Origin of the sequence: Lentzea rhizosphaerae, assembly GCF_042649515.1 — a bacterium.
GTDB lineage: Bacteria > Actinomycetota > Actinomycetes > Mycobacteriales > Pseudonocardiaceae > Lentzea > Lentzea aerocolonigenes.
In genome coordinates this window covers 72,866-96,307 of the sequence record NZ_JBHRZI010000040.1, presented here as the reverse complement: position 1 = coordinate 96,307, position 23,442 = coordinate 72,866, and the positions used below count along the sequence as shown (strand labels likewise).

General features: G+C 70.3%; 13 protein-coding genes and 1 tRNA gene. 3 read left to right on the top strand and 11 right to left on the bottom strand.

The window, feature by feature from the left end; translation table 11 throughout:
• Positions 1 to 173: 173 nt before the first annotated feature.
• From ACFOWZ_RS40330 to ACFOWZ_RS40295, 8 genes are all read right to left on the bottom strand, one after another.
• On the bottom strand, positions 174 to 1,976 hold the full coding sequence (locus tag ACFOWZ_RS40330; protein ID WP_382379240.1) for a hypothetical protein: 1,803 nt from the start codon (positions 1,974 to 1,976) through the stop codon (positions 174 to 176).
• Positions 1,973 to 3,076 carry a VWA domain-containing protein gene (locus ACFOWZ_RS40325; RefSeq protein ID WP_382379238.1) on the bottom strand — a complete coding sequence of 368 codons (1,104 nt, stop codon included), beginning with the start codon at positions 3,074 to 3,076 and terminating at the stop codon, positions 1,973 to 1,975. Before ACFOWZ_RS40325 ends, ACFOWZ_RS40330 begins: the two co-directional genes overlap by 4 nt.
• Positions 3,073 to 5,331: a DUF5682 family protein gene (locus tag ACFOWZ_RS40320; RefSeq protein ID WP_382379237.1), complete on the bottom strand. Its 2,259-nt coding sequence runs from the start codon at positions 5,329 to 5,331 to the stop codon at positions 3,073 to 3,075. Before ACFOWZ_RS40320 ends, ACFOWZ_RS40325 begins: the two co-directional genes overlap by 4 nt.
• Positions 5,289 to 6,359 (bottom strand): ATP-binding protein, encoded by a 1,071-nt coding sequence (locus tag ACFOWZ_RS40315; protein WP_382379236.1) that lies wholly within the window; start codon positions 6,357 to 6,359, stop codon positions 5,289 to 5,291. The genes ACFOWZ_RS40320 and ACFOWZ_RS40315 overlap by 43 nt, the downstream gene beginning before the upstream one ends.
• Entirely contained in the window at positions 6,356 to 9,979 is a 3,624-nt protein-coding gene (locus tag ACFOWZ_RS40310) for a DUF4132 domain-containing protein (protein ID WP_382379234.1), read from the bottom strand. The genes ACFOWZ_RS40315 and ACFOWZ_RS40310 overlap by 4 nt, the downstream gene beginning before the upstream one ends.
• A 114-nt stretch (positions 9,980 to 10,093) precedes the next feature.
• Positions 10,094 to 13,546 carry a DUF4132 domain-containing protein gene (locus ACFOWZ_RS40305; RefSeq protein ID WP_382379233.1) on the bottom strand — a complete coding sequence of 1,151 codons (3,453 nt, stop codon included), beginning with the start codon at positions 13,544 to 13,546 and terminating at the stop codon, positions 10,094 to 10,096.
• 57 nt (positions 13,547 to 13,603) lie between these two features.
• Positions 13,604 to 17,149, bottom strand: coding sequence for a WGR and DUF4132 domain-containing protein (locus ACFOWZ_RS40300; protein ID WP_382379232.1), 3,546 nt, complete (start codon positions 17,147 to 17,149; stop codon positions 13,604 to 13,606).
• Between the two features lie 91 nt (positions 17,150 to 17,240).
• Positions 17,241 to 18,800, bottom strand: a complete 1,560-nt coding sequence (locus ACFOWZ_RS40295) for a glycoside hydrolase family 13 protein (protein ID WP_382379310.1) — start codon at positions 18,798 to 18,800, stop codon at positions 17,241 to 17,243.
• Between the two features lie 299 nt (positions 18,801 to 19,099).
• Here ACFOWZ_RS40295 and ACFOWZ_RS40290 point away from each other — a divergent pair.
• Positions 19,100 to 19,172 (top strand) — tRNA-Gln (locus ACFOWZ_RS40290).
• A 275-nt stretch (positions 19,173 to 19,447) separates the two neighbouring features.
• Positions 19,448 to 20,191, top strand: a complete 744-nt coding sequence (locus ACFOWZ_RS40285) for a DUF1684 domain-containing protein (protein ID WP_382379231.1) — start codon at positions 19,448 to 19,450, stop codon at positions 20,189 to 20,191.
• On the opposite strand, the gene ACFOWZ_RS40280 is transcribed toward ACFOWZ_RS40285, so the two are convergent.
• Positions 20,188 to 20,880, bottom strand: a complete 693-nt coding sequence (locus ACFOWZ_RS40280; RefSeq protein WP_382379309.1) for an aminoglycoside 3'-phosphotransferase — start codon at positions 20,878 to 20,880, stop codon at positions 20,188 to 20,190. The two genes, ACFOWZ_RS40285 and ACFOWZ_RS40280, sit on opposite strands and share 4 nt — an antisense overlap.
• A 123-nt stretch (positions 20,881 to 21,003) precedes the next feature.
• Here ACFOWZ_RS40280 and ACFOWZ_RS40275 point away from each other — a divergent pair, with 123 nt between their 5' ends.
• Positions 21,004 to 21,348, top strand: a complete 345-nt coding sequence (locus ACFOWZ_RS40275) for a peptidase inhibitor family I36 protein (protein WP_382379230.1) — start codon at positions 21,004 to 21,006, stop codon at positions 21,346 to 21,348.
• A 1-nt stretch (position 21,349) separates the two neighbouring features.
• Here the strand turns inward: ACFOWZ_RS40275 and ACFOWZ_RS40270 are convergent, their stop codons facing one another.
• Both ACFOWZ_RS40270 and ACFOWZ_RS40265 read right to left on the bottom strand, forming a co-directional pair.
• Entirely contained in the window at positions 21,350 to 22,201 is an 852-nt protein-coding gene (locus ACFOWZ_RS40270; RefSeq protein WP_382379229.1) for a hypothetical protein, read from the bottom strand.
• Positions 22,202 to 22,303: 102 nt separating this feature from the next.
• Positions 22,304 to 23,320 carry a LacI family DNA-binding transcriptional regulator gene (locus tag ACFOWZ_RS40265; protein ID WP_382379228.1) on the bottom strand — a complete coding sequence of 339 codons (1,017 nt, stop codon included), beginning with the start codon at positions 23,318 to 23,320 and terminating at the stop codon, positions 22,304 to 22,306.
• Positions 23,321 to 23,442: the final 122 nt, after the last annotated feature.

Genomic DNA, 23,442 nt, shown 5'->3' with positions numbered 1-23,442 from the left:
GTCTGCTCGACGGCGCGCTGGACGCCTACGGCCGCGGGATCACGCTCGGGGGCTGGGGTGCTGCTCGTGCCGCGTACCTCCGTGGTTTCGTGCTGGAACGGCTCGGCCGGGTGGCCGAGGCCGCTGAGGACTACGTGCTGTCCCAACGCATCGATCCGACCTCCTCGGTCGTGTCAGCGAGCATCGGCGGTGACCAGCAACCGCAGGTGCGCGCCGAGCCAGGTGCTCGCGGCCGGGGCGTCGGCGAACGCGGTGACGCGGGCCGCCGCCGTGCGCAGGCCCGTGCGGTGCAGGTGCGTGCCGACCTCGCGCACGCGGGCGAGCAGGCTGTCCGTCAGGTGGTCCAGGCCGCGGTGCGCGGCCTCGGCTAACACCGTCAGGGCGCTGTCGACCGCCGCGCTCAGCGGATCGGTGGCCGTGACGCCGGGCGGAAGCGGTTGCGGTGCCGTGTCCGCCGCCAGGTCCAGGACCACCACTCCGGTCTCGGTGTGGACGGCCAGCGGGTCGACGACCAGCGTGCCGCGGTGGCGGCGGACGGCACCGGTGACCGTCGTCGGGTTGGCGCGCAACGCCTGAGCCAGCGCGTCGAGGGAGTTCGGCGCGACGGCGCGGTGGTTCGCCTCCAGGACGCACGTGGTCCCGGCGGCGCTGTGCAGCGTGGCGGTGAGACGTTGCGCGGCGGGGTCGTAGGCCAGGCCGGACACCTCGGCGACCCGGACCGCCCGGACCAGCTCCGCCTCGACCCGCGCGCGGACCTGACGCGGCGGCAGCTCGGCGAGGTGGGCGGCGGCCGCGTCGTAGTCGTCGATCACCAACGCCTGCGGCAGGTCGGCCCACGACGTCCCCACCGGCGTCAGCGAGGTCTTCGCGACCCGGCTGGTCTTCAACGTCACCGCGCGGCTCGCACTGCGGGTCGCCGACTCGGACACGACGTTCGACGCCGCCAGCTGCCGGCCGGTGCGCAGGGGAGTGTCGCGCTGCACCAGCACCACGTCGCCTGAGGCGAAGTAGACGTCCGCCGTGGACTCTGTGCGCAGACGTGCGCCCAGTGCGGTCAGCCGGACTCGCTTGAGCGGTGTCTCCGCGGGCTCGTCCGGACCCAGCACCTCGGCGCGCGGCCCGGTCGCGGTGGTCCTCGCGTGCAGCTCCGTCAGCAGCGCGGCGAACCGTTCCGCCTCGTAGTCCGCGCTTCTGCGGCGATACGCGGCGAGCTGGGCCAGCAGATCGGTGATCACGGCCGCCGGCCAGTGCAGCCGCTGGACGCTCAGGTCGCGGTGCAGGCGTTGCCACGCGACGTCCAGCACCTCGCTCGCGTTGGTGGCGCCGTCGAGCAGCAGCTGGTCGAGCAGATCGGTGACCGCCGTCAGATCCGTCGCGGTGGTGGGAGATCCGCCGACGTCGACCGTGTCCTGTGCGTCCTCCGCCTCCCGGAACGCCCACACCGCCAACGCCGTCGCCTCGTCGCGGTTGACGGCGTCCGTGTGGACGTACGACAGGTCACCGGGCACGAGGAACGTCACCGTGCACGTGGGGAGCTCGGCCTGCGCGGTCTGGTCCTCCGCGGTCGGGTGGCGGAGCTTGGCGCGGTAGCCGGCCTGGAACGCCCGGCGCGCGCGGCGCAGCGTTCGTTCGCCCATCAACGCCGCCAGGTCGGCGTCCGTGACCGCGCTCGGCGACCACAGCTCGGCCGGGGCTGTGGCCTCCTGAGTGCGTTGGTAGGCGAGCACCACAGCGATGCGGTGCCGGCACACGCCCGCCGCGCCGCAGCTGCACTGCGCCGCGTCGAGCGTGGTGCCCGGCGGCAACGTGGTCGTGGTGCCGTCGGGGAACTTGCCCTGGACGGCACCGGCGGGATCGGTGTCGAGCGCGGGCACCACACCCGCGTCGAGCTCCTTCGCGGCGCGCTTCACCAGACCGCGGTTGGCGAGCGCCGCGAGCGCGTCGGGGGTGAGGGCTAGCAGGTCGGGTCTGGTCACCTGAGCTTCTCCGCAACGAATTCCGCGAGCTGGCCGGGGGTCATCGCGCCGACGTGGGCACCGGCGCCCGCGAGGCGCTGGCCCAGCGCGCGGTCGTAGTCCGGGTTCGCCTCCTCGTCCAGCGCCGCCAGGCACAGCACGTGAGTGCCCTGCTCGCACAGGCCTTTCACCGTGCGCACGAGCTGCGTCTCGTTGCCGCCCTCGTAGAAGTCGCTGATGATCGCCACGATCGCGCGGCGCGGGCTGTCGACGAGCCCTGCCCCGTAGGCCGTGGCCTTGGCGATGTCCGTGCCACCGCCCAGCTGCACCTTCATCAGCAGCTCGACCGGGTCGGTCACGTCGGAGGTCAGGTCGACCACGTTGGTGTCGAAGGCGATCAGGTGCGTGCGAAGTCCCGGCAGTCCCCACAGGCAGGCCGCGGTGACCGCCGAGTGGATCACCGAGCTGGTCATCGACCCCGACTGGTCCACGAGCAGGACCACCTGCCACTGCTCGACGTGCCGCCTGGTGCGGGAGACGAACTTCGGGTGTTCGATCGCGAGCTTGCGCTCCTCCGGCTGGTAGCGCTGGAGGTTCGCCCTGATCGTCGAGCGGAAGTCGAAGTTGCGCGAGTTCTTGTGGATGCTCGGCCTGCGCGACCGCGTGCCGCTGAACGCCGTGCGCACCTCGGTCTTGAGCTTCTCCATCAGCTGCTTCACGACCGCTTCGACGATCTTGCGCGCCATCGCGAGCACGGCCGGGTTCATCAGGTGCTTGGTCCGCAGCACCGCGCGCAGCAGTGCGGGGTTCGGCTCGATCCGTTGCAGCACCTCGGGATCCGTCACGACGTCGGTGATCTCGTACCGCTCGACCGCGTCGCGCTCCAGGCGTTCGATCGTCTCGCGCGGGAAGAGGTGGTGGACCTCGTCCAGCCAGTCGACGGTCTGCAGCACCGAGTCCTCGTTGCCGCCCTTGCGCACACCGCGTTCGGCCAGCTCGGGATCGCGCCCGTAGAGCCACTCCAGCGCGGCGTCCCTGCGCGCCGCCTCGCCCTGCAGACCGCCGGTGCACCGCGAGGCCGGTTCACCGAGGATGAGCCGCCAGCGTTCCAGGTCCGTCATGCCAGCCCACCCTTCACCAGCAGCTTCTCGACGCGCTGCTCCACCGCCATCGCCTCCGCCACGACCATCGGATCGGCGTTCAGCCGGGTGACACCTCGCGCGCTGCCCTCGACGCCGCGGTGGCTCAGGACGGTGGCCGCGATGGTCTCCCGTTCCCTCGGCGGGAAGTAGCTGAACGCGAGCCGCAACGCGGGCAGCGCCACCAGGAACTCGTCCTCGGTCATCGCGCTGACCAGCTCGTCCAGCACCCCGACGAGATCAGGGCTCGCGAGCACCTCCTCCCGTGCCACCGCGAACAGTCCGGCGAGCCAGTCGCCGAGCGCCTCGATGCCGCGCACCTTCCGCACGTCCGGCTTGGCGCCGAGCGACCAGGCGAGTCCGAGCGCCGCACCCCGCAGGTCCGGTGGAGCCTGCGCGTCGTCGCTCACGCGCGTGGCCACACCCGTGACGTCCACGACGTCCAGCGACAGCGCGGACTTCGCGTGCACCACGGCGTCCCTGGTCGCCGCCATCGCCTTGAGCCGGTGCGGATCAGCCGGCGCCGGACCGCCGTGCAGGCCTTCGATCAGCCACAGCACCCTGGCCGTGCCCGCGTCGATCACCGCGCCCAGCAACGGATCCTTCCTGCTGCCGAACACCCTGTCGTGCCGCCACAGGCCGAGCACACCGCTCAGCACCTGGCCCAGCGCCGCGAGGTCGCCCGTCTTCCGGACGCCCTCGTCGATGGATTCCTTCACCCTGCCGGACACCGACGAGATCCCGCACAGCACCGCGTCGAACAGGATCCCCGCGAGGTGCTGCAGCGGCGCGTTCCGGGATCGGCGTTCGAGCGCCACCCCGGCCGCTTCCTCCAGCGTGGCACCGTTCTCGGCGGCCTCGATCAGCGCCGCCAGCCGGTCGTCGTTCGGCCGCAGCGTCCACTGCTCGTCCAGCTGCGGTTGCGCGCCCTCCGACGGCCCGCTCGTGCGTTCGAAACCGGGAATCCGCAACACCCGCAGGCGGTGCAGGATCCTGCTGCGCTCCAACGCCTCCACGTCCGTGAGGTCGAGCGCAATCTTGCCCTCCTGGTCGAGACCGTGTGCGCGCAACAGCTCCTGCACGGCGTTGACCAACGGTGGCGCCGGTGTGCTCGGGTGCAGCCGCCCGACCCTGTCGCCGCGCAACGCCCCGATCATCTCGACGAGCGCGGGGTGCGCGCCGGGCTGCAGCGTGCCGCGCCGCGTCCACGGCGGCGGCTGGGTCAGGTCCTCGGAGATCAACGCGCTCGTCAGCCCGTCCAGCACGTCCGTGCGCGCCAGGTTCTCGTGCCCGCGCAACCGTGCGAGCGCGCCCGCCTGGGTGTGCGCGGCGATGAGGTCCGCCGTCGACACCGGCTGTTGCCTCCTGCGCAGCCGCGTCGCGACCGACTCGACCAGCCAGTCCGCCGCGCGCTGCGACCCGGTCTCCCAGACCTGCTGGTAGTAGCCGGGCGACGGCATGCCCGACTGGTACCCGGTGAACGCGTCCAGCCGCGCGTGCGAGTACGGCACGAGGTAACTGGCGCCCCGGTCGCGTTCCGGCACCTCGGGCCACCCGGTGAAATCTTCTTCTGGGCCACCGTCGAGCTTCGCCTTGAGGGCAGGCGTGTGGAAGCCGCCGGTGACCACGACGACCGGCCGGTCGCCCGCGTCTTTCACCGCCGCCCGCACCCAGCGCGCCATGTACGCCTCGCGCGCAGAGTCGCCGTCGTCCGCGGTGGCAGTGCCGCGCAGGAGGTCGAAGTACTCGTCCATCCCCTTCGGCTCGGCCTCGCACTCGAAGAGGTGGTCCCACAGCACGTCGACGTTGTCGACGGCGAACTCCCGGCACAGCCGCTCGACGACCTCGGCGTAGCGCAGCTCCGCGTCGGCGTACCTGTTGCTGACGTTCCGGAACGCCTCGTGCCACGCGGGCAGGTCGATGAACCTGATCTCCGCCCCGCACCTGCGCGCCTCGGTGATCGCCACCCACTCCGGTGAGTAGTCGCAGAACGGCGACCACGACGCGTGCTCGTCGGAGTAGCTGAACAACGCCACCGGCAGCTCGTGGCCCAGCAGCAGCTCGTCGATGCGCTCGTTGAAGTCGGCGGGACCTTCGATCAGCACGTACGCGGGCTGCTGCTCCTCGATCGTGGCGGCGACCAGCCGGGCACAGGCGGGACTGTGGTGCCGGACGCCGACGAACACGGCCCCCATCAGCCGGGCAGCAGGTGCCGCGCCTGGTGCAGCTCCTGCCACTGCTTGCCCTTGCGGCGAGGCGCGTGCTGCTCCAGGTATCGGCGCAGCCTCGCCAGGTCCTCCGCGTTGTCCTTCGCCGCCGTCCCCGCGAGGCACTCCACGACGTCCGCGGCCGATCCGCTCTCACCGCGCAGGAACCACCCGCGCAACCCGACGGCGTGCGCCACCGACACGGCCTCGGCGGTGCTCATCACGGTGGTGAGCCGGTCGTTGCCCTCGCGCAGGTCGCGGAACGTCCGCACCAGCACCTCCAGCACGTCCCGCTTCGGCGCGAGCTCCACCCCGGACCGCTCGAGCAGCTTCGCCGCCTCCTGCTCGACCAGGGCGAGCTCGGTGTCGAAGTCCGCGATGGGAAACACCGTCTCGAAGTTGAACCGCCGCTTCAGCGCCGCGCTCATCTCGTTGACCCCTCGGTCCCGCGTGTTCGCCGTGGCGATCACGTTGAACCCGTCCTGCGCGAACACCATGCCGTCCGGGCCGTTGAGCTCCCCGATCGCCATCACGCGGTCGGACAGCAACGACAGCATGCAGTCCTGCACCTCCAAGGGACACCGCGTGATCTCCTCGAACCGCACGATCTTGCCCTCGGCCATGCCCCGCAGCATCGGCGCCGGCACGAGCGAGCGCGGCGACGGCCCTTCCGCCACCAGCAGCGCGTAGTTCCACGAGTACTTGATCTGATCTTCGGTGGTCGCCGCACCACCCTGGATCGTCAGCGTCGACTCGCCGCACACCGCGGCCGCGATCAGCTCGGACAGCAGCGACTTGGCCGTGCCCGGCTCACCGACGAGCATCAGGCCGCGGCTCGTGGCCAGCGTGACCAACGCTCTGTCCACAAGGGACGGATCGCCCACGAACTTCTTGGTGATCCCCCGCTTCTCGTCGCCGACCACGAACCGGCGCGCGGCGTCGAGGCTCATCGCCCAGCCGGGCGGCTTGGGTGCGGCGTCGCCGTCGCGGAGGCGTGCGAGCTCGTCGGCGTAGCGGACCTCGGCCGGCGGACGCTGCATCGTCTGGGTGCTGGTCATGAGTGCAGGGACTCCAGTTCGGTGAGGAGCTCGGAGATGGTGATCGGGTCGACGTCGAAGGTGGGCGGCGCGTCCTTCGGCGCGGACCAGTCTCCGCGACCGCTGGGGGAGAACCACACCCCGGTGAAGCTGACCTCGGGGAAGACGTCGACGGCACCGACGGCGATGCCGGGGTCGAGGGAGAGCACGAGCGCGCCACCGTCCGGGAACGGGCGGGTGATCCAGCACTCGACGCCCGCGTCCTGCGGTTCGCCGCGCACCCAGCCCTTCTTGGTGAGGCCGAGGATCTTGCCGATCGGGTACGGGGTGTCGCAGTACTTCTTGATCCGGGCCAGGAGGTCGTCGTCGGCCGCCAGCACGTGCAGCGGGCGGCTCAGTTGCGGGAACGGCTGGAGGATCTCGTAGTCGGCGAAGATTTCGCCCCAGGTTTCCAACACGCCTTGGAGGTCGGCCGGGTGGGCCACGCGGACGACGGCGGTCTCGGGAAGGGTGAACTCGTCGTCGCCGGAGTCGGCGAGGGTGTGGTCTTCTGCCAGGCGGAAGGTGACGCCCGTGTCGGTGATCCAGACCAGGCGCCGGACCAGGTGCCACAGCAGCGGGTGCGAGGCGAGCACGGTCTGGAACTCGTCGGCGGTCCACGTGCGCTGGTCGACCATGGCACGTTCGAGACGCTGGATCTGGTCGGACGCGATGGTGCGGACGTCCTTCTTCAACGCCATGAACCGCTTGTGCTCCAGCGGTGCCTGGTCCTGGTCGTCCTTCGCGCCGGGTTTGGGCAGATCTTTGCGGCGCTTGCCGTCCGGGTCGAGGACGTAGGGCTTGAGCTGTTCGTCGAAGCCGACGGTGAACTGCCGGACCCCGTAGTCGATCACCAGGGTCGCGGCGTCGTCCAGGCCCAGGCGCGGGACCAGGCGGTCGGACAGCTGGTCGCGCGACAGGCCGAGCTCGGCGGCGATCTGGGCGACCTTCTCCTGGGCGCGTTCCTTGAGGCCCCTGAACTTCACCTTCTCCGCGATGCCGTTCAGGTGGGACAGCGCGACCTCCGTGCCGATGTCCGCGAGGACGTCGAGGCCCGCGACCGCCTTGGCGTGCTGGCTCTCACCCGGCCAGTTGCGGATCAACGGCGACAGCGCGCGCACCGTCGAGTCGTCGCCGAACCAGCCGAGCGCGCTCAGCGCCCAGCTCTCCTTCGACGGCGCACCGGCCTGCTGCCACGCCTGGAAGACCGCCCAGGCGAACTCGGCCAGCGAACTCGGATCGAGCGCCTCGCGAGCCGGCGGCAGACCGGCGTAGACCTCGCCCGGCTTCGACAGCGCGGCCGTCATCAGCAGATGACCGGCGGCCTCCGGCGACAACGCGTGCCTGCGGTCGCGCAGCGCGACCTGGGGCAGCAGACGCGCGTCGGCCCACTCACCGATCACCGGCAGCTTCGAGGGCAGCACGTCGACCGGGTCGACCGACAGCACGACGTCGATCGCGGCCTGGGCGTTGCCCGACGCGGCGACGGCGGCGACGTCCACCCCGATGCCGTTGAGGTGACGCAGCGCCGCCTCCGCGTTGCGTCGCGCGGCGCCGGCCTTCCCCGCGGCCGCGGGGATGAGAAGAGCGGCGGCCAGGTCGCGGTGCCGGGCCAGCCAGTCGAGCCCCCACCGCCGGGCCTGCTTGGACCGGGCGAACCACTCGGCCATCAGCGCGGCCACCTCGGCGGTGGCGAAAGGCAGCAGCACAGCGCCACCCGTCCCCGGAACGGACCTTGCGAGCTGTAGGAGAGCGGGCACGGCGTCGAGACCGAACCGCGCGGCGACCCGCTTGCCCCAGTCCTCGAACCCGTAGTGGTAGTTCGGCTTCCAGTCCGCGAGCAGCGACCGCACCTCGTCCTCGGGCGCCAGGAGGAACAGATCGCTGTCGAAGTACCCGATGTCGCCCGCCCGGTAGTCCGCGAGCAGCTTCCGCCAGTCGAGGTGATCGCCGTACCACTCACCCCCGCACTCCAGCCACGCCTCCCGCTCACCCGGCCGCCACACCACGGAAGCCGCGGGCACCGGAAGATCCGCCAGCACCACGGGCTTCACCGGCGGACGGCGGTGCAGCCACGGCGGCGAGGCCAGCACCGCCGGCAGCTGGTCCGCGCTCGCCTCAGGCAGCGCCCGCACCCCGGACGCGGCCAGCACAGCGGCCGCCTCGTCAGGCACGGTGAGCCCGGGGTTCGACAGCAGATGCGCCTGCAGCAACTGACGCGCGTCATCGCTGGACGACACCCGCTCGGCCAGCAACCGAGCCGCCCGCACGGGGAAGGCCGCCATCGCGGACAGCAGAGCGGGCCGCACGTACTTGCCGTCCACCCGGTCGAGCAGAACCGTGAACGCCTCGTCGGTGGGCAACGCCGCCAGCACCTTGAGGACGAGCTTGCGGTTGTCCGCGATCTGGTACTCGCCGTCCAGCTCCTCGGCGAGCAACGGCGCGATCGCCGGCCCCAGCACGTGGACCGCCGTGTACAGGACGAAGGCCGCGCCGGTCAGGGAGTGCTTGGACTTCTCGTAGTCCTCGAAGCTGCCGGCACTGCACGGCAACATCCACCACTGGTTGGGCCGGTACGGCAGCTTGCACGCCTCGGCGAACCAGTCGGCCCGCGCGGGTACGAGGTACGACCGCAGCTCCTTCAGCGTGGGCGTGGTACCCATGCCGGCCAGCGCGGCCTCGGCAGCCTCACGCGACGCGTCGTCCGCCACCGCGAGCGCGTACCGGAGGGTGGTGAGCATCCGGCCTTCGGGTTCGTTGACCGAGGTGTGCAGGTTCTCCCGCCGCGTCTGCAGGCGGATGTCGGTGAACTTCCCGCGCCGCTCGTCCCACTGCTCGGAGAACGTCAGCCTCATGTACTCGACGACCGCGGTGGCGGCGAAGGCCAGGCCGTGGTCGGCGATCCAGGCGTGCATCGAAGCCAGGCCGGAGTTCGTGATGGCCGCGACCGCTGCTGCGCCGACAGGGTTCGGCCGGCCGGCCAGGTGTTCGCGGGTCGCGTTGACCAGTTCGGGCTTGGAGCCCTTGGTGGACAACGCTCGTTCGATCGTGTCGGCCTGATCGGTTGCCAGCTGGCGGGCGGTGGCGGCCTTTGCGCTGTCCACGGAGAAGTCCGGGGGTGGGGTTGAGCCGCGCTGGCGGATGGCGTGTTGGAGCCACGGCTTGGGCATTACCCAGGTGTCTTCGTCGGTGGTGGATGGTTGGTGGATGGGGGCGGGAGTCTGGGTGGGGTCTGTGGGTCGTGTGGCGGTGGTCGTGTTGGAGGCGGCGGGCTGGTCGGTGATGGCGGAAGTTTGGTCGAGGGCGGCCTGGTTGGCGGCGCCGGGAGTCGGGCTGGCGGCGCTGGCCCGGTCCGCAGCGATCGACTGCCCGGCGGAGCCCACTGACTGCCCAGCGGTGTCCACCGGTCTGTAGCCCTTCTTCTCCTTCTCCGCCACCAGTTTCGCGACGTGCAGCTCGGCGGCCTCCTCGGACGCGAGCTCCTTCGTCTGGGTCTGGCCGTTCGTCGCCAGCCGTCCGAACCGGACGGTCACGGTCGCGCCGGACTGGCCGATCTCCCAGAACTTCGCGGAGCTGTCCGCGACGAGTTCCCACCTGCGCACTGCCGTACCTCCGGGGGCCGAACTACGAAGTTGATGTGACGCGGACGCTACTCAGGGGGTCTGACAATTCTTTACGGTCTGCTTAAAGTCCTGATCAGACCCCCTGAGTGCGCGTCACGTGTGGAGCGACTCGAGCTCGGAGAGGAGTTCGGAGGCGGTGATCGGGTCGACCTGGAGGGTGGCCGGCGCGTTCTTCTGCACTGACCAGTAGGCCATGCCGGTGGCCGAGTACCACAGGCCGGTGAACTTGACCTCGGGGAAGACGTCGATCGCGCCCACCGCGATGCCGGGGTCCAGGTCGGCGACCAGAGCGCCGCCGGAGGGCAGGGGGCGGGTGATCCAGCACTCGACGCCCGCGTCCTGCGGCTGGCCGCGGAGCCAGCCCTTCTTGGTGATGCTGAGGATCTTCCCGATGGGGTGGGGCACGTCGCAGTACTTCTTCAGGTGTGCCAACAGGTCCTCGTCGGGCGGCACCACGTGCAGCGGGCGGTTCAGTTGCGGGAAGGGCTGGAGGATCTCATAGTCGGCGAAGACCTCGCCCCACGCCGCCAGCGTGTCCTGGAGGTCGACCGGGTGGGCCACTCGGACCACGGCGGTCTCGGGGAGGGTGAACTCGTCGTCGCTCGAGTCGGCGAGGGTGCGGTCTTCTGCCAGGCGGAACGGGACGCCCTCGCCGGTGATCCAGACCAGGCGGCGGACGATGTGCCACAGCAGCGGGTGGCTTGTCAGGACCGTGTGGAACTCGGACGCGGTCCACGTTCGCTGGTCCACCATCGCCCGTTCCAGGCGGTGGATCTGGTCGGACGCTACGGTGCGGACGTCCTTCTTCAGGGCGGCGAAGCGCTTGTGCTCCAGTGGTGCCTGGTCCTGGTCGTCCTTCGCGCCGGGTTTGGGCAGGTCCTTGCGGCGCTTGCCGTCCGGGTCGAGGACGTAGGGCTTGAGCTGCTCGTCGAAGCCGACGGTGAACCGGCGCGGGCCGTAGTCGATCACCAGTGAGGCTTCGTCGTCGAGGCCCAGGCGGGGGACCAGGCGGTCGGCCAGCTGGTCGCGGGACAGGCCCAGTTCGGCGGCGATCTGCGAGACCTTGTCCTGGGCTCTTGTCTTGAGGCCCTTGAACTTCACCTTCTCGGCGATGCTGTTGAGGTGGGACAGGGCGACCTCGGTGCCGATGCCGGCGAGGACGTCCAGGCCCGTCACGGCCTTGGCGTGCTGGCTCTCTCCCGGCCAGTTGCGGATCAGCGGCGACAGCGCGCGGACCGTCGAGTCGTCGCCGAACCAGCCGAGTGCGGTGAGTGCCCAGCCCTCCTTCGAGGGCGCTCCTACTTCCTGCCAGCGCTGGAAAACAGCCCACGCGAACTCCGCGAGCGAGGCTTGGTCGAGGGCGTCGCGGGCCACCGGCAGGCCGGCGTAGAGGTCACCCGGTTTGGACAGGGCTGCCGTCATCAGGAGGTGGCGAGCGGCTTCGGGGGACAGGGCGTGCTTGCGGTCGCTCAGGAGGACCTGGGGCAGCAGCCTCGTGTCCGCCCACTCACCGATCACCGGCAGCTTGGCGGGCAGCACGTCGACGGGGTCGACGGCCAGGAAGGTCTGGAGAGCGGTGGCCGCTGCGGCGTTTGGTGCCAGCGCCACCACGTCCACTCCCAGGCCGTGCAGGTGGCGGAGGGCGGTCTCGGCGTTGCGCCGTGGTGCTCCCGGCTGGCCCAGGGCGGCGGGGATGAGGAAACGGGCCGCCGTCTCGCGGTGCCGGGACAGCCAGTCCAGCGCGACCTTGCGCACCTGCTTGAGCCGCACCAGCCAGTCCGCCATCAGCGCGGCCACTTCGGGTGTGGCGAAGGGCAGCACGACGACGGCGGTGTTCGCGTTCGACTCGACGATCCGCAGCAGCGGAGGCAGGGCGTCGAAGCCGAACTTGGCCGCCAGCAGCTTGCCCGTTTCCTCGGCGCTCCAGCCGAGCTTCGGCTCCCAGCCGACCAGCAGGTGCCGCACCTCGTCCTCAGGCGCCTGGGCGAACAGGTCGCGCATGCGGTAGCCGATCCGGCCCGTCTTGAACTCCGCCAACAGGTCCTGCCAGGGCACGTGGGTGTGGTGCCAGTCGCCGGACCTGAGCCACTCCTCCCGCTCACCCGGCTCCCAGACGACCGAAGGTGCCGGCGCCGGCAGATCCGGCACCACCACGGGCTTCACCGGCGGCTTGCGATGCACCCACGGCGGCGAAACCAGCAGCGACGGCAGCAGTTCTGCCGGGGCTTCCGGGAGCGCGGCGGACTCGATCGCGGTGAAACCGGCCGGCACCTCCAGGTGCGAGTGCGTCGTCAGGTGCACGCTCAGCAACTGCCGCACCTCGGCGTTCGCGGATGCCCGCTCCGCCAGCAGCCGCGCCGCCCGCGCGGGGAACGCCGACATGGCGGACAACAGCGCCGGGCGCACGTACTTGGTGTCGAGCCGGTCGAGCAGGATCGTGAAGGCCTCGTCGGTGGGAAGCATCGCGAGCACCTTCAACGCCTGCTTGCGGCTCTCGGCGCGCTGGTAGCTCCGGTCGAGTTCCTGCGCCAGCAACGGAGCGACCCCCGGACCCAGGACGTAGAGCGCCGTGTGCAGCAAGTACGCGGGAGCGGTCACCGTGGCCTGAGCCTGCTCGAACTGCTCCTGGGTGCCGGCACTGCAGGGAAGCATCCACCACTGCGAGTTCGTGTTCGGCTCGTCGCACGCCTGCTGGAACCAGTCGGCCCGGGAGGGCACCAGGTACGCCCGGGAGAGCTTGGCGCTGGCGCCCCCGAGACGGTCCAGCACGGCCTCGGCGGCCTCGCGCTCGGCGTCGTCCGCGACCGCGAGCGCGTAGCGGACCGCCGTGAGCATCTTGCCCTCGACGCTGTCGAAGATGATGTGGAAGTGGCCACCACGGGACTGCAGCCGCTCGCTGCCCCACGTGTGCTGGTGCGGAATCCACTCCGGGACGGAGGCCAGGCCGGTGAAGTGGACCGCCGCCTCGGCGGCGAACACGACGCCGTGGTCGGCGATCCAGGCGTGCACGGACTCCAGGCCGCTCGCGATGATCGCCGCGATCGCAGCCGCTCCGACCGGATCGGGCCGGCCGGCGAGGTGTTCCCGTGCGGCCCGCACGAGATCCGGTTCGGAGGCGGGATCGGACAGCACTCGTTCGATCGTGGTCGCGGTCTGTTTGCCCACTCGGCGACGGGCCGTCGCCGCGAGCTCCTCGTCGACGGCGAAGACCGGTGCCGGGTCGAAGCCGCGCTGCCGCACGACATCCCTGAGCCACGCCTTGGGCATGACCCAGGTGTCCTCGTCGACGGCGGCAGGCTTCGCCGCGGTGGGGGCGGCAGCCGGTGGTACGGACACCTCGCCGGTGACGGCTCGGTAGCCCTTCTTCTCCTTCTCCGCCACCAGTTTCGCGGCGTGCGCCTCGGCTGCTTCCGCGGACGCGAGCTCCTTGGTCTGGGTCTGGCCGGCGGTGTCCAGTCGTCCGAAGCGGACGGTGACCGTCGCCCCGTCCGTCCCGATCTCCCAGAACTTGGCCGACCCGCCGGACACGAGCTCCCACCTGCGCACTGACGTACCCCCTGAATCCGATCCGGAGTTTGTTGGCCGATCAAAAGAACTGAAACGTCACGCGTGCAGTGACTCCAGCTCCGAGAGGAGCTCGGAGGCGGTGACGGCGTCCACGTCGAAGCGGGCGGGTCCGCCGTTGCGGGGAGCGGTCCAGTTGCCTTCGCCGCTCGGCGAGAACCACAGCGAGCTGAACTTCAGCTCGGGGAACATGTCCACCATCCCCACCGTGATGCCGGGATCGAGGCACGCGACCACGGCGCCGCCGGACGGGAGCGGGCGGGTCATCCAGGACTCGCAGCCGTTGTCCTGGGGTTCGCCGCGGACCCAGCCCCGCTTGGTGAGGGCGAGGACCCTGCCCACCGGCATCTCCCGGTCGACGTACCTGCCCAGCTGCGGGACGTTGTCGCCGGGCGCGAACGCGTGCGTCGGGCGGTTGAGCTGGGCGAAGGGTTGCAGGATCTCGTAGTCCGCGAACACCTCGCCCCACGTCTGGAGGGTGTCGCTCAGGTCGACCGGGTGGGCCACGCGCACGGTGGCGCCTTCGGGCAGGGTGATCTCGTCGTCCTCGGCGTCGGCGAGCGTGCGGTCCTCGGCCAGGCGGAACGAGAGGCCGGCGTCGGTGATCCAGACCAGGCGGCGGACCAGGTGCCAGAGCAGCGGGTGGCCGGCCAGGACCGTGTGGAACTCCTCGGCGGTCCACGTGCGCTGGTCGACCATCGACCGTTCGAGGCGGTGGATCTGGTCGGACGCGATGGTGCGGACGTCCTTCTTCAACACGGCGAAGCGCTTGTGCTCCTTGGGCGCCAGCTCCTGGTCGTCCTTGGCGCCCGGCTTCGGGAGGTCCTTGCGGCGCTTGCCTTCCGCGTCGAGGACGTAGGGCTTGAGCTGTTCGTCGAAGCCCACGGTGAACCGGCGCGGTCCGTAGTCGACGACCAGCGTCGCGGCGTCGTCGAGGCCCAGGCGCGGAACCAGGCGGTCGGACAGCTGGTCGCGGCTCAGGCCCAGTGCGGCGGCGATGTCGGACACCTTCTCCTGGGCGCGGGCCTTGAGGCCCTTGAACTTCACCCTCTCCGCGATGCTGTTGAGGTGGGTCAGCGCCACCTCGCTGCCGATCTGGGCGAGGACGTCGAGGCCCGTGACGGCTCTCGCGTGCTGGCTCTCGCCCGGCCAGGCGCGGATGAGCGGCGAGAGGCGGCGCACCGTCTCGTCGTCGCCGAACCAGCCGAGCGCGGTGAGGACCCAGGCGTCCTTCGACGGCGCGTCCACGTCCTGCCAGCAACCGAAGACCGCCCACGCGAACTCGGCGAGCGAGGCGCGGTCGCACACCTCCACGGCCAGCGGCAGGCCGGGGTAGATCGCGTCCGGTTTGGACAGCGCGGCGGTCATCAGGAGGTTTTTCGCGGCGTCTGCGGACAACGCGGTGGCGCCGTCCTCGAGCAGCACTTGGGGGAGCAGCTTCAGGTCGGCCCAGTCGCCGATCACCGGTAGCTTCGCCGGGAGGACGTCGAGCGGGTCGATCTCGATGAGCGTGCGGACAGCGGCGCCTGCCTCGGCGCTGACGGAGGTGGCGACGGCGATGACGTCGACACCGGTTTCCAGGTGGAGGTGCCGCAACGCGAGCTCCGCGTTGCGGCGTCTGGGACCTGCCACGCCGAGGGCCGGCGGCAACAGGAGACGGGCTGCGGCCTCACGATGCCGGGCCAGCCAGGTGATGGCGAACGCGCGCGCCGTTTTGAGGCGTGCCAGCCAGTCGGCCATCATGTCGGCGACCTCGGGCGTTGCGTACGGCAGCAGAACGACACCCGACACGTGCGGATCCCGCGCGGCCAGGCGCAGCATCGCGGGCAGGGCGTCCATGCCGAACCTGCCCGTGATGCGCTTGCCCCAGTGCTCGCTGCCCCAGGTGTCGCCGGGAACCCAGTCCGCGAGCAGCGGGAGGGCGATCTCCTCCGGACCCGCCTCGAACAGCCTGTGGTCGTGGTAGCGGTGGTCGCGAGCCCGGATCGCCGCGGCCATCGCCTTCCAGTTCTGGACCTGCGTGGTCCAGTAGCCCCTGAGCTCCCGCCACTCCTCGCGCTCGCCGGGCAGCCACGTCAGGTGGGCGGCCGGCACCGGAACGTCCTTCAACACCACGGGTTTCGGCTGCGGGCGCCGGTGCGTCCACGGCGGCTCGGCCAGCACCCGCGGGAGTGCGGAGGCCGGTGCGTCCGGCACTGCTGCGGGCAACGGCACCGGCGGCTCGATGCCGGGATGCCTGAGCAGGTGAGCCCGCAACAGGTTGCGGACGTCCGGGTCGTTGGCGGCGCGGGGCGCCATCAGCCGCGCGGCCCGTGCGGGAAACGAGGCCATGGCGGACAGCAGTGCGGGCCGCACGTACCGTTCCTGCAACCGGTTCAGCAGCATCATGAAGGCCTGATCGGTCGGCAGCGCGGCGAGCATCTCGAGCGCCAGCTTGCGGCACTCCGAGCCCCACTCGACCTTTGCCCGAAGCTCGGCGTCCAGCAGCGGCGCGAGCGCGGGACCGAGGAGGTACATCGCGGTGCACATGCCGATCGGCGACCAGATCAGGTGTCCCTGTTCCAGGCGCCCGAACTGCTCCGCCGTGCTCGCCGCGCAGTGCACCATCCAGTACGGCGCGTGGTCCGCCGCGTTCGCCTCCTCGAACCAGTCGTGCCGCGTCGGGGCGAGGAACGCGCGAGCCACCTGGCCGAACCACGTGGTGCCGACCTTGTCCAGCTCCACCAGGGTTTGGTCGTAGGTCTCGTCGTCGGTCACGGCGAGTGCGGTTCTGGCCAGCACCAGCGTGCGGCCCTCGAAGGTGTCTTCGGAGAGGTGGTGCGGCAGGGAGTGGTGCAGGTGGTTGCCGAACCAGTTCTGGGTCTGCCAGTCCTTCCAGTTGTTGACGTGCACCGTCGCGAGGTGCACGGCCGCGGTGGCGGCGAACGGGAGGCCGAACTCCTCGATCCACCAGTGCAGGGGCGAGTCTTCGGTTTCGGCGACCCTGGCCAGGATGGCGGCGCCCAGCGGGTCGGGGCGGCCTTCGAGCTGGTCCCGCAGTGCGCGGACGAGGGCCTGGTGCGACGACGGGTGCGTGAGGACCTCGTCGATCTTGTCGGTCTGGGTGGTGATGTGGGTGCGGAACTGCTGCGCCTTCGTGGGGTCGGGCGCGAACTTCGGCCACGGTCTGACGTCTCTTCGGCGCATCGCTTGGTTGAGCCAGTGCGCCGGCATGATCCAGGTTTCCTCGTCCGGGGGAGGGGTGACTGAGGTGGTGGGAGGTGCAGGGGGAGCGGTGGTGGCCGTGGGAGGTGCGGCGGGCGGCGTGGTGGCTGCGGGAGGCTGGGTGGACGCTGCGGTGAGACGCGGCGTGGTCGCTGCGGCTGGTTCGGCGGCCGCGGTGGCGACGCTCTGGTAGCCCTTCTTCTCCTTTGCTGCCACCAGCTTCGCGACGTGCGCGGCGGCCGCGTCCTCTGAGGCCAGTTCCTTCGTCTGGGTCTGGCCGGCGGTGCCCAGCCGTCCGAAGCGGACGGTCACCTCGGTGCCGGTGCGGCCGATCTCCCAGAACTTCGCGGAACCGCCCGCGACGAGCTCCCACCTGCGCACTGCTGAACCCCCTGAATCCGGTCGGAAGCTGATGTCCACGGACCGTACTCAGGGGGTCTGACAGTTTTTGGCGATCAGGTGAAGTCGCTGGTCAGAGCTCCCACCAGACCGCGGTGTCCGGAGGGAGGAGCAGCTGGCCGTCGCGCACGCCGTAGTACGACGAGGCCAGCAGGGCGGCGCCCGGGTCGGGCAGGGCCACCACCTCGCCGGAGAGGTTCACCGCGCAGGCGATGCCGCGGTCTTCGGCGCGGCGCTCGAACCACAGGACGCCCTCGGGGCCGTCCACCCACGTGACGCCGTCGCCCGCGCCCAGGGCCGGGTGCTCGCGGCGCACGCGCAAAGCGTTGCGGTAGAAGGACAGCATCGAGTCCTGGTCGCCGGTCTGCGCCTCGACGCTGAGCTTCGCCCAGTCGAGCGGCTGCGGCAGCCACGAGCCGCCGGTGCCGAAGCCGAGGGACGGGCCCGAGGTGGTCCACGGCAGCGGCACCCGGCAGCCGTCGCGGCCTCGTTCGGTGTGGCCGGAGCGCTCCCACATCGGGTCCTGGAGCAGCTCGTCGGGCAGGTCGAGCACTTCGGGGAGGCCCAGTTCCTCGCCCTGGTACAGGTAGACCGATCCCGGCAACGCCAGCATCAACGCCAGTGCAGCGCGCGCTCGGCGCACGCCGGTTTCTCCGCCGCCGTAGCGCGTCACGTGCCGTTGCACGTCATGGTTCGAGAGCACCCACGTAGTAGGGGCGCCCACGGGGGCCACCGCCGCCAGGGACGAGTCGATCACCGAGCGCAGGGCGTCGTGGTTCCACTCCGCGGTCAGGTAGTGGAAGTTGAACGCCTGGTGCATCTCGTCCGCGCGCAGGTACATCGCCGTGCGCTCGGCCGAAGGCGTCCACGCCTCCGCCACGAGGACACGCTCGCCCTCGTACGAGTCGACGACCTCGCGCCACTCGCGGTGGATGTCGTGCACGCCGTCCTGGTCGAAGAACGGCAACGGTTCCGTGCCCAGCAGCTTCAGCTGGTCCGCGTGCCCGATGTCCGGCAGGCCCGGAGCCTTGATCATCCCGTGCGCCACGTCGACCCGGAAGCCGTCGACACCGAGGTCCAGCCAGAACCGCAGCACGTCGCGGAACTCCTCGCGCACCTCCGGCAGGTCCCAGTTCAGGTCGGGCTGCTCGGGCGCGAACAGGTGCAGGTACCAGGAGCCGTCCTCGACCCGCGTCCACGCCGGTCCGCCGAAGACCGACTCCCAGTCGTTCGGCGGCTGGTCGCCGATGCCCTCGCGGAAGATGTAGCGCTCGCGGCCGCGTCCGGCCAGCGCCTCCTGGAACCACTCGTGCTGGTCGGAGCTGTGGTTCGGCACGATGTCGACGATCACCCGGATACCGAGCGTGTGCGCGTCGGCGACCAACGCGCGCACGTCGTCGAGTCCACCGAACTGGGGGTCGACGGCGCGGTAGTCCGCTACGTCGTAGCCGCCGTCGGCCATCGGCGAGGCGTAGAACGGTGTGATCCAGACGGCGTCGACGCCCAGGTCGCGGAGGTAGGGCAGACGCGAGCGGATGCCGGGCAGGTCACCGATGCCGTCGCCGTTCGAGTCGGCGAAGCTGCGCACGTAGACCTGGTAGATGACGGCGTGGCGCCACCAGTCCTGGGACATGTCCATGCCTTCCGATGGGGTGTGTCAGCGCTCCAGGAAAGACGTTGCAAAAGTTTTCCGCAAGTCGGCTTGAGGTTTACTAAAGAAGAAGCTGATGTTCTGCAATCTTTTGCAGGCACGGATAATGCGTTGCGGCCGTGCGGCGCCATCCGTCAGAGTGGATCTCAACGAACCGGAGGAAGGGGCCAGCCGTGATGCAGCACATGTGTCATCAGCACGTCTGGTGCTCCCCGGCATGAGTTGATCCGTGCCTTCCGGGGAGCCGTCCCGTCGCCGCAGCGACGAGGCGGCTTTTTTGTTGCCCGTTGGTCCAATCGGCACGGACGCCGCGCTCTGGACGCGGAGATCGAGGTTCGAGTCCTCGACGGGCAGCTGTGACCGAAGCCGAAGCAGTCGAGGCGCCAGGTCGTGGTCCTGGTCGAAGCCGGTGCGAGTCCGGTCGGTCACCCCATCGCGCGTGATCCGGTGGTCATTCGGGTCTCATAAGCCCGAAGTGCCTGGTTCGACACCAGGACGCGCGATGTCCGACCCACGTCACGACGGTCGTGAAACGCTCTGCAACAGCGTTGGCACTGGGTTCGACTCCCAGGTGGGTCTCAAGGAGTGGAACGGGGAAGCCGGTCCGCGCGCTCGTCGTTGGCACGACCATGAGCGGCTTCGCGCAGGACTGGCAGACCTGGAAGACCGAGCGGGAGAAGACGCTGGCCGACCCGTACGGGTGGCTTGCGTTGGTTTCACTCGACTGGCTGGAAACCACCCCACGCGCCTATGACGGGCTACCGGGCGTGTGGTGGCAAGACGACGACGCGGCGTACTGGCAGAACGACGGCGAACCACAGCGGTTCGAACTCGTCCAGAGCGGTCCCGGCACGCGCGTCGAGGCGGGCGACGTCGAGATCGAGATCGCGCGGCGCGGCGGGTACCTGATCCGCGTGCACGACCCGAAGGCTGAGGTGCTCCGGAACTTCCGCGGCGTGCCGTCGTACGAACCACAAGAGCAGTGGGTGCTGGAGGGGGAGTACCAGCCGTTCGACGCACCCATCCCCACGACGGTCGGTGCGGTCGTGGAAGGACTTAGCCACGTGTACGAGGCACCGGGCCGTGTGCGGTTCAGCTTCAACGGCACCGAACACACACTCACGGCGTTCAACGGCCGCAACGGCGGGTTGAACATCCTCTTCACGGACGAGACGAGCGGCGTCACCACGTACGCGGCGAACCGATCGCTGGCGGCGACCCCGGTGGACGGCAAGGTCGTCCTCGACTTCAACCGCGCGACGAACCTGCCGTGCGCGTTCACCGACTTCGCCACCTGCCCGCTGCCGCCTGCCGGCAACCGACTGCCGTTCGCGGTCGAGGCCGGTGAGAAGACGCCGTACGAGCGCGGTTAGAAGAACTCGTCGAGCAACCGGTACCACTCGAGCCTGTCCGGGCGGGGGACGAGGCCGTAGGCGCGGTCGAACGCGGCTGCGGCCTCCCCGTCCAGTTCCCGGTGTACGAGCGCGAGGTCGCGATGCCGGTCGGACACGCCCAGCCGCGACACGTCGATCAGCACGGTCGAGCCGTCCCGGCGCAGCAGCACGTTCGGCGGGCAGAAGTCCCCGTGCGCCACGACGAGGTCCTCGTCGTCCGGAGCCGTCGCGGCCAAACGCTCCAGCAGTTCCTCGGGTGTGACACCGCGGTTGTCGTCGTCGAAGTCGTCCGGGTCCACGAGGCCGGCCTCGACGTTGCGCCTGGCCATTTCCAGCACAACAGGAATCCTTGCGTCATAAGGGCACGACGCCACCGGCAACGAGTGCAGCGCGCGCAGCACCGCACCCATGACGGACCCGGCCACCACCGGTTCCACGGCGGCGAGCGACGGTGCGCCGACGTCCGCCAGCACCAGCCAGCCGTCCGCGAACGCCCGGATCTCGGGCACCTCCAAGTGCTTGCCCAGCCACAACAACCGGTCGTGTTCGGCCGACCCCGCGCGCTTGACGTAACAGGAACCCGCCCGCCAGGTCTCGCCGGACAGTCCTTCGTGGTCAGCCGACCACACCGCGTCCGCGCCGACCGCGCGCACGATCTCTTCCGGCATCTCCACCTGATCATTGTGACCGCGTGGTGCCGTTACACCAATTGAGTTCACGTTCCGCGAATCCTTGACCTGGCAACGGGAAGGGCGGCAGGGTGCCAAGAGAGGGGAACCTGGGGAGGAACCATGAAGAAGATCGCTGTTCTGCTGTGCGCTCTGGCGGGTCTCGCCGTCACGCCAGCCGCCCACGCCGCCGTGCCGGACTGTCCGTTCACGGACGCGTTCTGCGCGTGGGACCAGACCAACTACGAGGGCCAGAGGTTCAACGCCGTGCCGCTCGGTTCGTCGGTGTGCGTGGACCTCGTCGACCACGGCTGGGGCGACCGCATTCGCTCGGCCTACAACAACAGCACCAAGACGGCGTCGCTGTTCGCGAGCGACGACTGCACCGGCCGGCCCTACCCGATCGACGGCAAGACCGGCCAGGCCGACATCACGTTCCCGGCGAAGAGCGTCTTCGTCCAGCGTTGAGTCATTCGCAGGCGATGCCGTCCTTGTCGCTGTCCAACCTGTAGATGTCGGTACCGACGACGCGGATCGGGCCTGTCACGTAGGCGGGCCCGTCTCCGCTTCCACCGGCGCAGTCCACGTCGGATGCGATCGGCACGCAACCGCTGTAGTTCTTGTCGCAGGCGGGCTGCGGGGCTGGTGCCGGAGGTTGCGGGTTGGGCTGCGGCTGGGGATTGGGCTGAGGCTTCGGCTGTGCGACCGCAGGGGGAGTAGTAGTAGTCGTTGTCGTGGTGGTGGTCGACGTCGGACTGCTCGTAGTCGCCGCAGGTGTCGTGGTGGTTGGCACGGCCGTAGTCGTGAGCCCGGCCGCCTTGTTCACGTTGGACGGACTGCTCATCACCCCTGCAACAACAACAATCGCGATGAAGAACGCGAACAGACTCGCCGCACCGATGGCCACCGGCGGCACCCACGACCGTGAGCCCGCGACCGGCACCACCGCACCACGAGGAACGTCCCGCGGCATCCGCAGCACGATCTGCAACAGCCCGTTGCCGCCCCGCTGGACCAACGCCGCGCACCCGGTCGCCCCGCCGCCGGACTCCACGTGCATCAGCACGGGCGCATACCGTTGCGACATCAGGAAAGTCAGCTCGCCGACGCGGTACCCGTCGAGCCGCACCTCGATCCCGCGCTGACCGCGGTACTTGCCGGCGGCGATCGTGCACCACGTCAGGTGCACGGCGACGTGCCGTGCCACACCGTCCGGAACCGCGTACCTCGCGAGCGTCTCCTGGTGGTGCTGTTCACCGGTGACGGTCACCGTCACCTCGCCGGGCACCATCACCAGACCGGCGGCCGAGTTCTCGATCACTGTCGCAACTCCCTCGGGGGTGGGGGCGGTACCGCCTGACCATCGGGGGATTGCTTCAGGTGTTACCGGGAGTGCGTCCGGACTGGGCCGAACGAGTGAAGATCAGGCACTCGCTCGACGGACCAGCGACGTCGGCAGCAGCAACGACGGCGGCAGCCCCGCCTCGCCCGCCAGCTCCGCGAGCAGCCGCCACGTCATCGTGCGGCCCAGCTCCTCGACGTCCTGCCGGATCGTCGTCAGCGGCGGTGTCGCGGTCGCGGCGAACACCGAGTCGTCGAACCCGACCACGGCCACGTCCTCCGGGACGCGCTTGCCGTGCGCGTGCAGGACCTGGAGCGCGCCCAGGGCCATGATGTCCGCGGCGACGAACACCGCGTCGAGGTCGGGGGCCTTGCGCAGCAACCGTTCCATCGCCTTGGCGCCGCTCTCCGGCGTGAAGTCGCTGTGTGCCACGAGGCCGGTGGGGAGCTTGGCCTCGCTCAGCCCGCGCTTGAACCCGCTCAGGCGGTCCGCGCCGACGGCCATGTCCTTCGGGCCCGCCACGGTGGCGATCCGCTTGCGGCCCAACGAGGCCAGGTACCGCGCGGCTTCGAGCGCTCCGGTGAAGTTGTCGGCGTCCACGAACGGCACGGCCATCCCCAGCGGGCGGCCGCCGGACACCACCGGAAGGCCGATCTCGGCGAGCATCGGCACCAGCGGGTCCTCGCCGTGCTGGCTCACCAGCAACGCGCCGTCCACGTGCCCGCTGCTGAGGTACGTGACCAGGTCGTCGGTGTCCGACGGCTGGGTCATCATCAGCAGCAGCTGCATGTGCCGCCCGGCCAGTTCCGAGTGGACCCCGCGCAGGACGCCCGCGAAGAACGGGTCGCCCAGCACCCGGCCGGTCGGTTCGGAGACGACGAGGGCGATGGCGTTGGCGCGGTTGCCCGCCAGCGCGCGGGCGGCCTGGTTCGGGCTGTAGCCGAGCTGCGCGATGGCGGCGTGCACGGCCTCGCGCGACTTGGCGCTGACGTACTGCTCGTCGTTGATGACGCGCGAGACGGTCGACTTCGACACCCCGGCCACCCGCGCGACCTCTTCGATCCGGGTGCCGGGACGTCGCTTCGCCGTCTCGGTCATGCAGTCATCTTAGGCCGCTTGGCCGTTCCATGATCTCGCCATGCCAAGAGTTTCGAAGATCGCCCGCACAAATCCCGCACAAGTTCCGCACAGCCGCCCCGTGGTCTGGCACGATGCCGTCC

What these genes read in the sequence shown, in the direction of transcription:
- ACFOWZ_RS40265 (WP_382379228.1), bottom strand. Translation starts at nt 23,320, where the DNA reads ATGACCGAGACGGCGAAGCGACGTCCCGGCACCCGGATCGAAGAGGTC.
- ACFOWZ_RS40315 (WP_382379236.1), bottom strand. Translation starts at nt 6,359, where the DNA reads ATGACCAGCACCCAGACGATGCAGCGTCCGCCGGCCGAGGTCCGCTAC.
- ACFOWZ_RS40280 (WP_382379309.1), bottom strand. Translation starts at nt 20,880, where the DNA reads ATGCCGGAAGAGATCGTGCGCGCGGTCGGCGCGGACGCGGTGTGGTCG.
- ACFOWZ_RS40325 (WP_382379238.1), bottom strand. Translation starts at nt 3,076, where the DNA reads ATGACGGACCTGGAACGCTGGCGGCTCATCCTCGGTGAACCGGCCTCG.
- ACFOWZ_RS40275 (WP_382379230.1), top strand. Translation starts at nt 21,004, where the DNA reads ATGAAGAAGATCGCTGTTCTGCTGTGCGCTCTGGCGGGTCTCGCCGTC.
- ACFOWZ_RS40285 (WP_382379231.1), top strand. Translation starts at nt 19,448, where the DNA reads ATGAGCGGCTTCGCGCAGGACTGGCAGACCTGGAAGACCGAGCGGGAG.
- ACFOWZ_RS40295 (WP_382379310.1), bottom strand. Translation starts at nt 18,800, where the DNA reads ATGTCCCAGGACTGGTGGCGCCACGCCGTCATCTACCAGGTCTACGTG.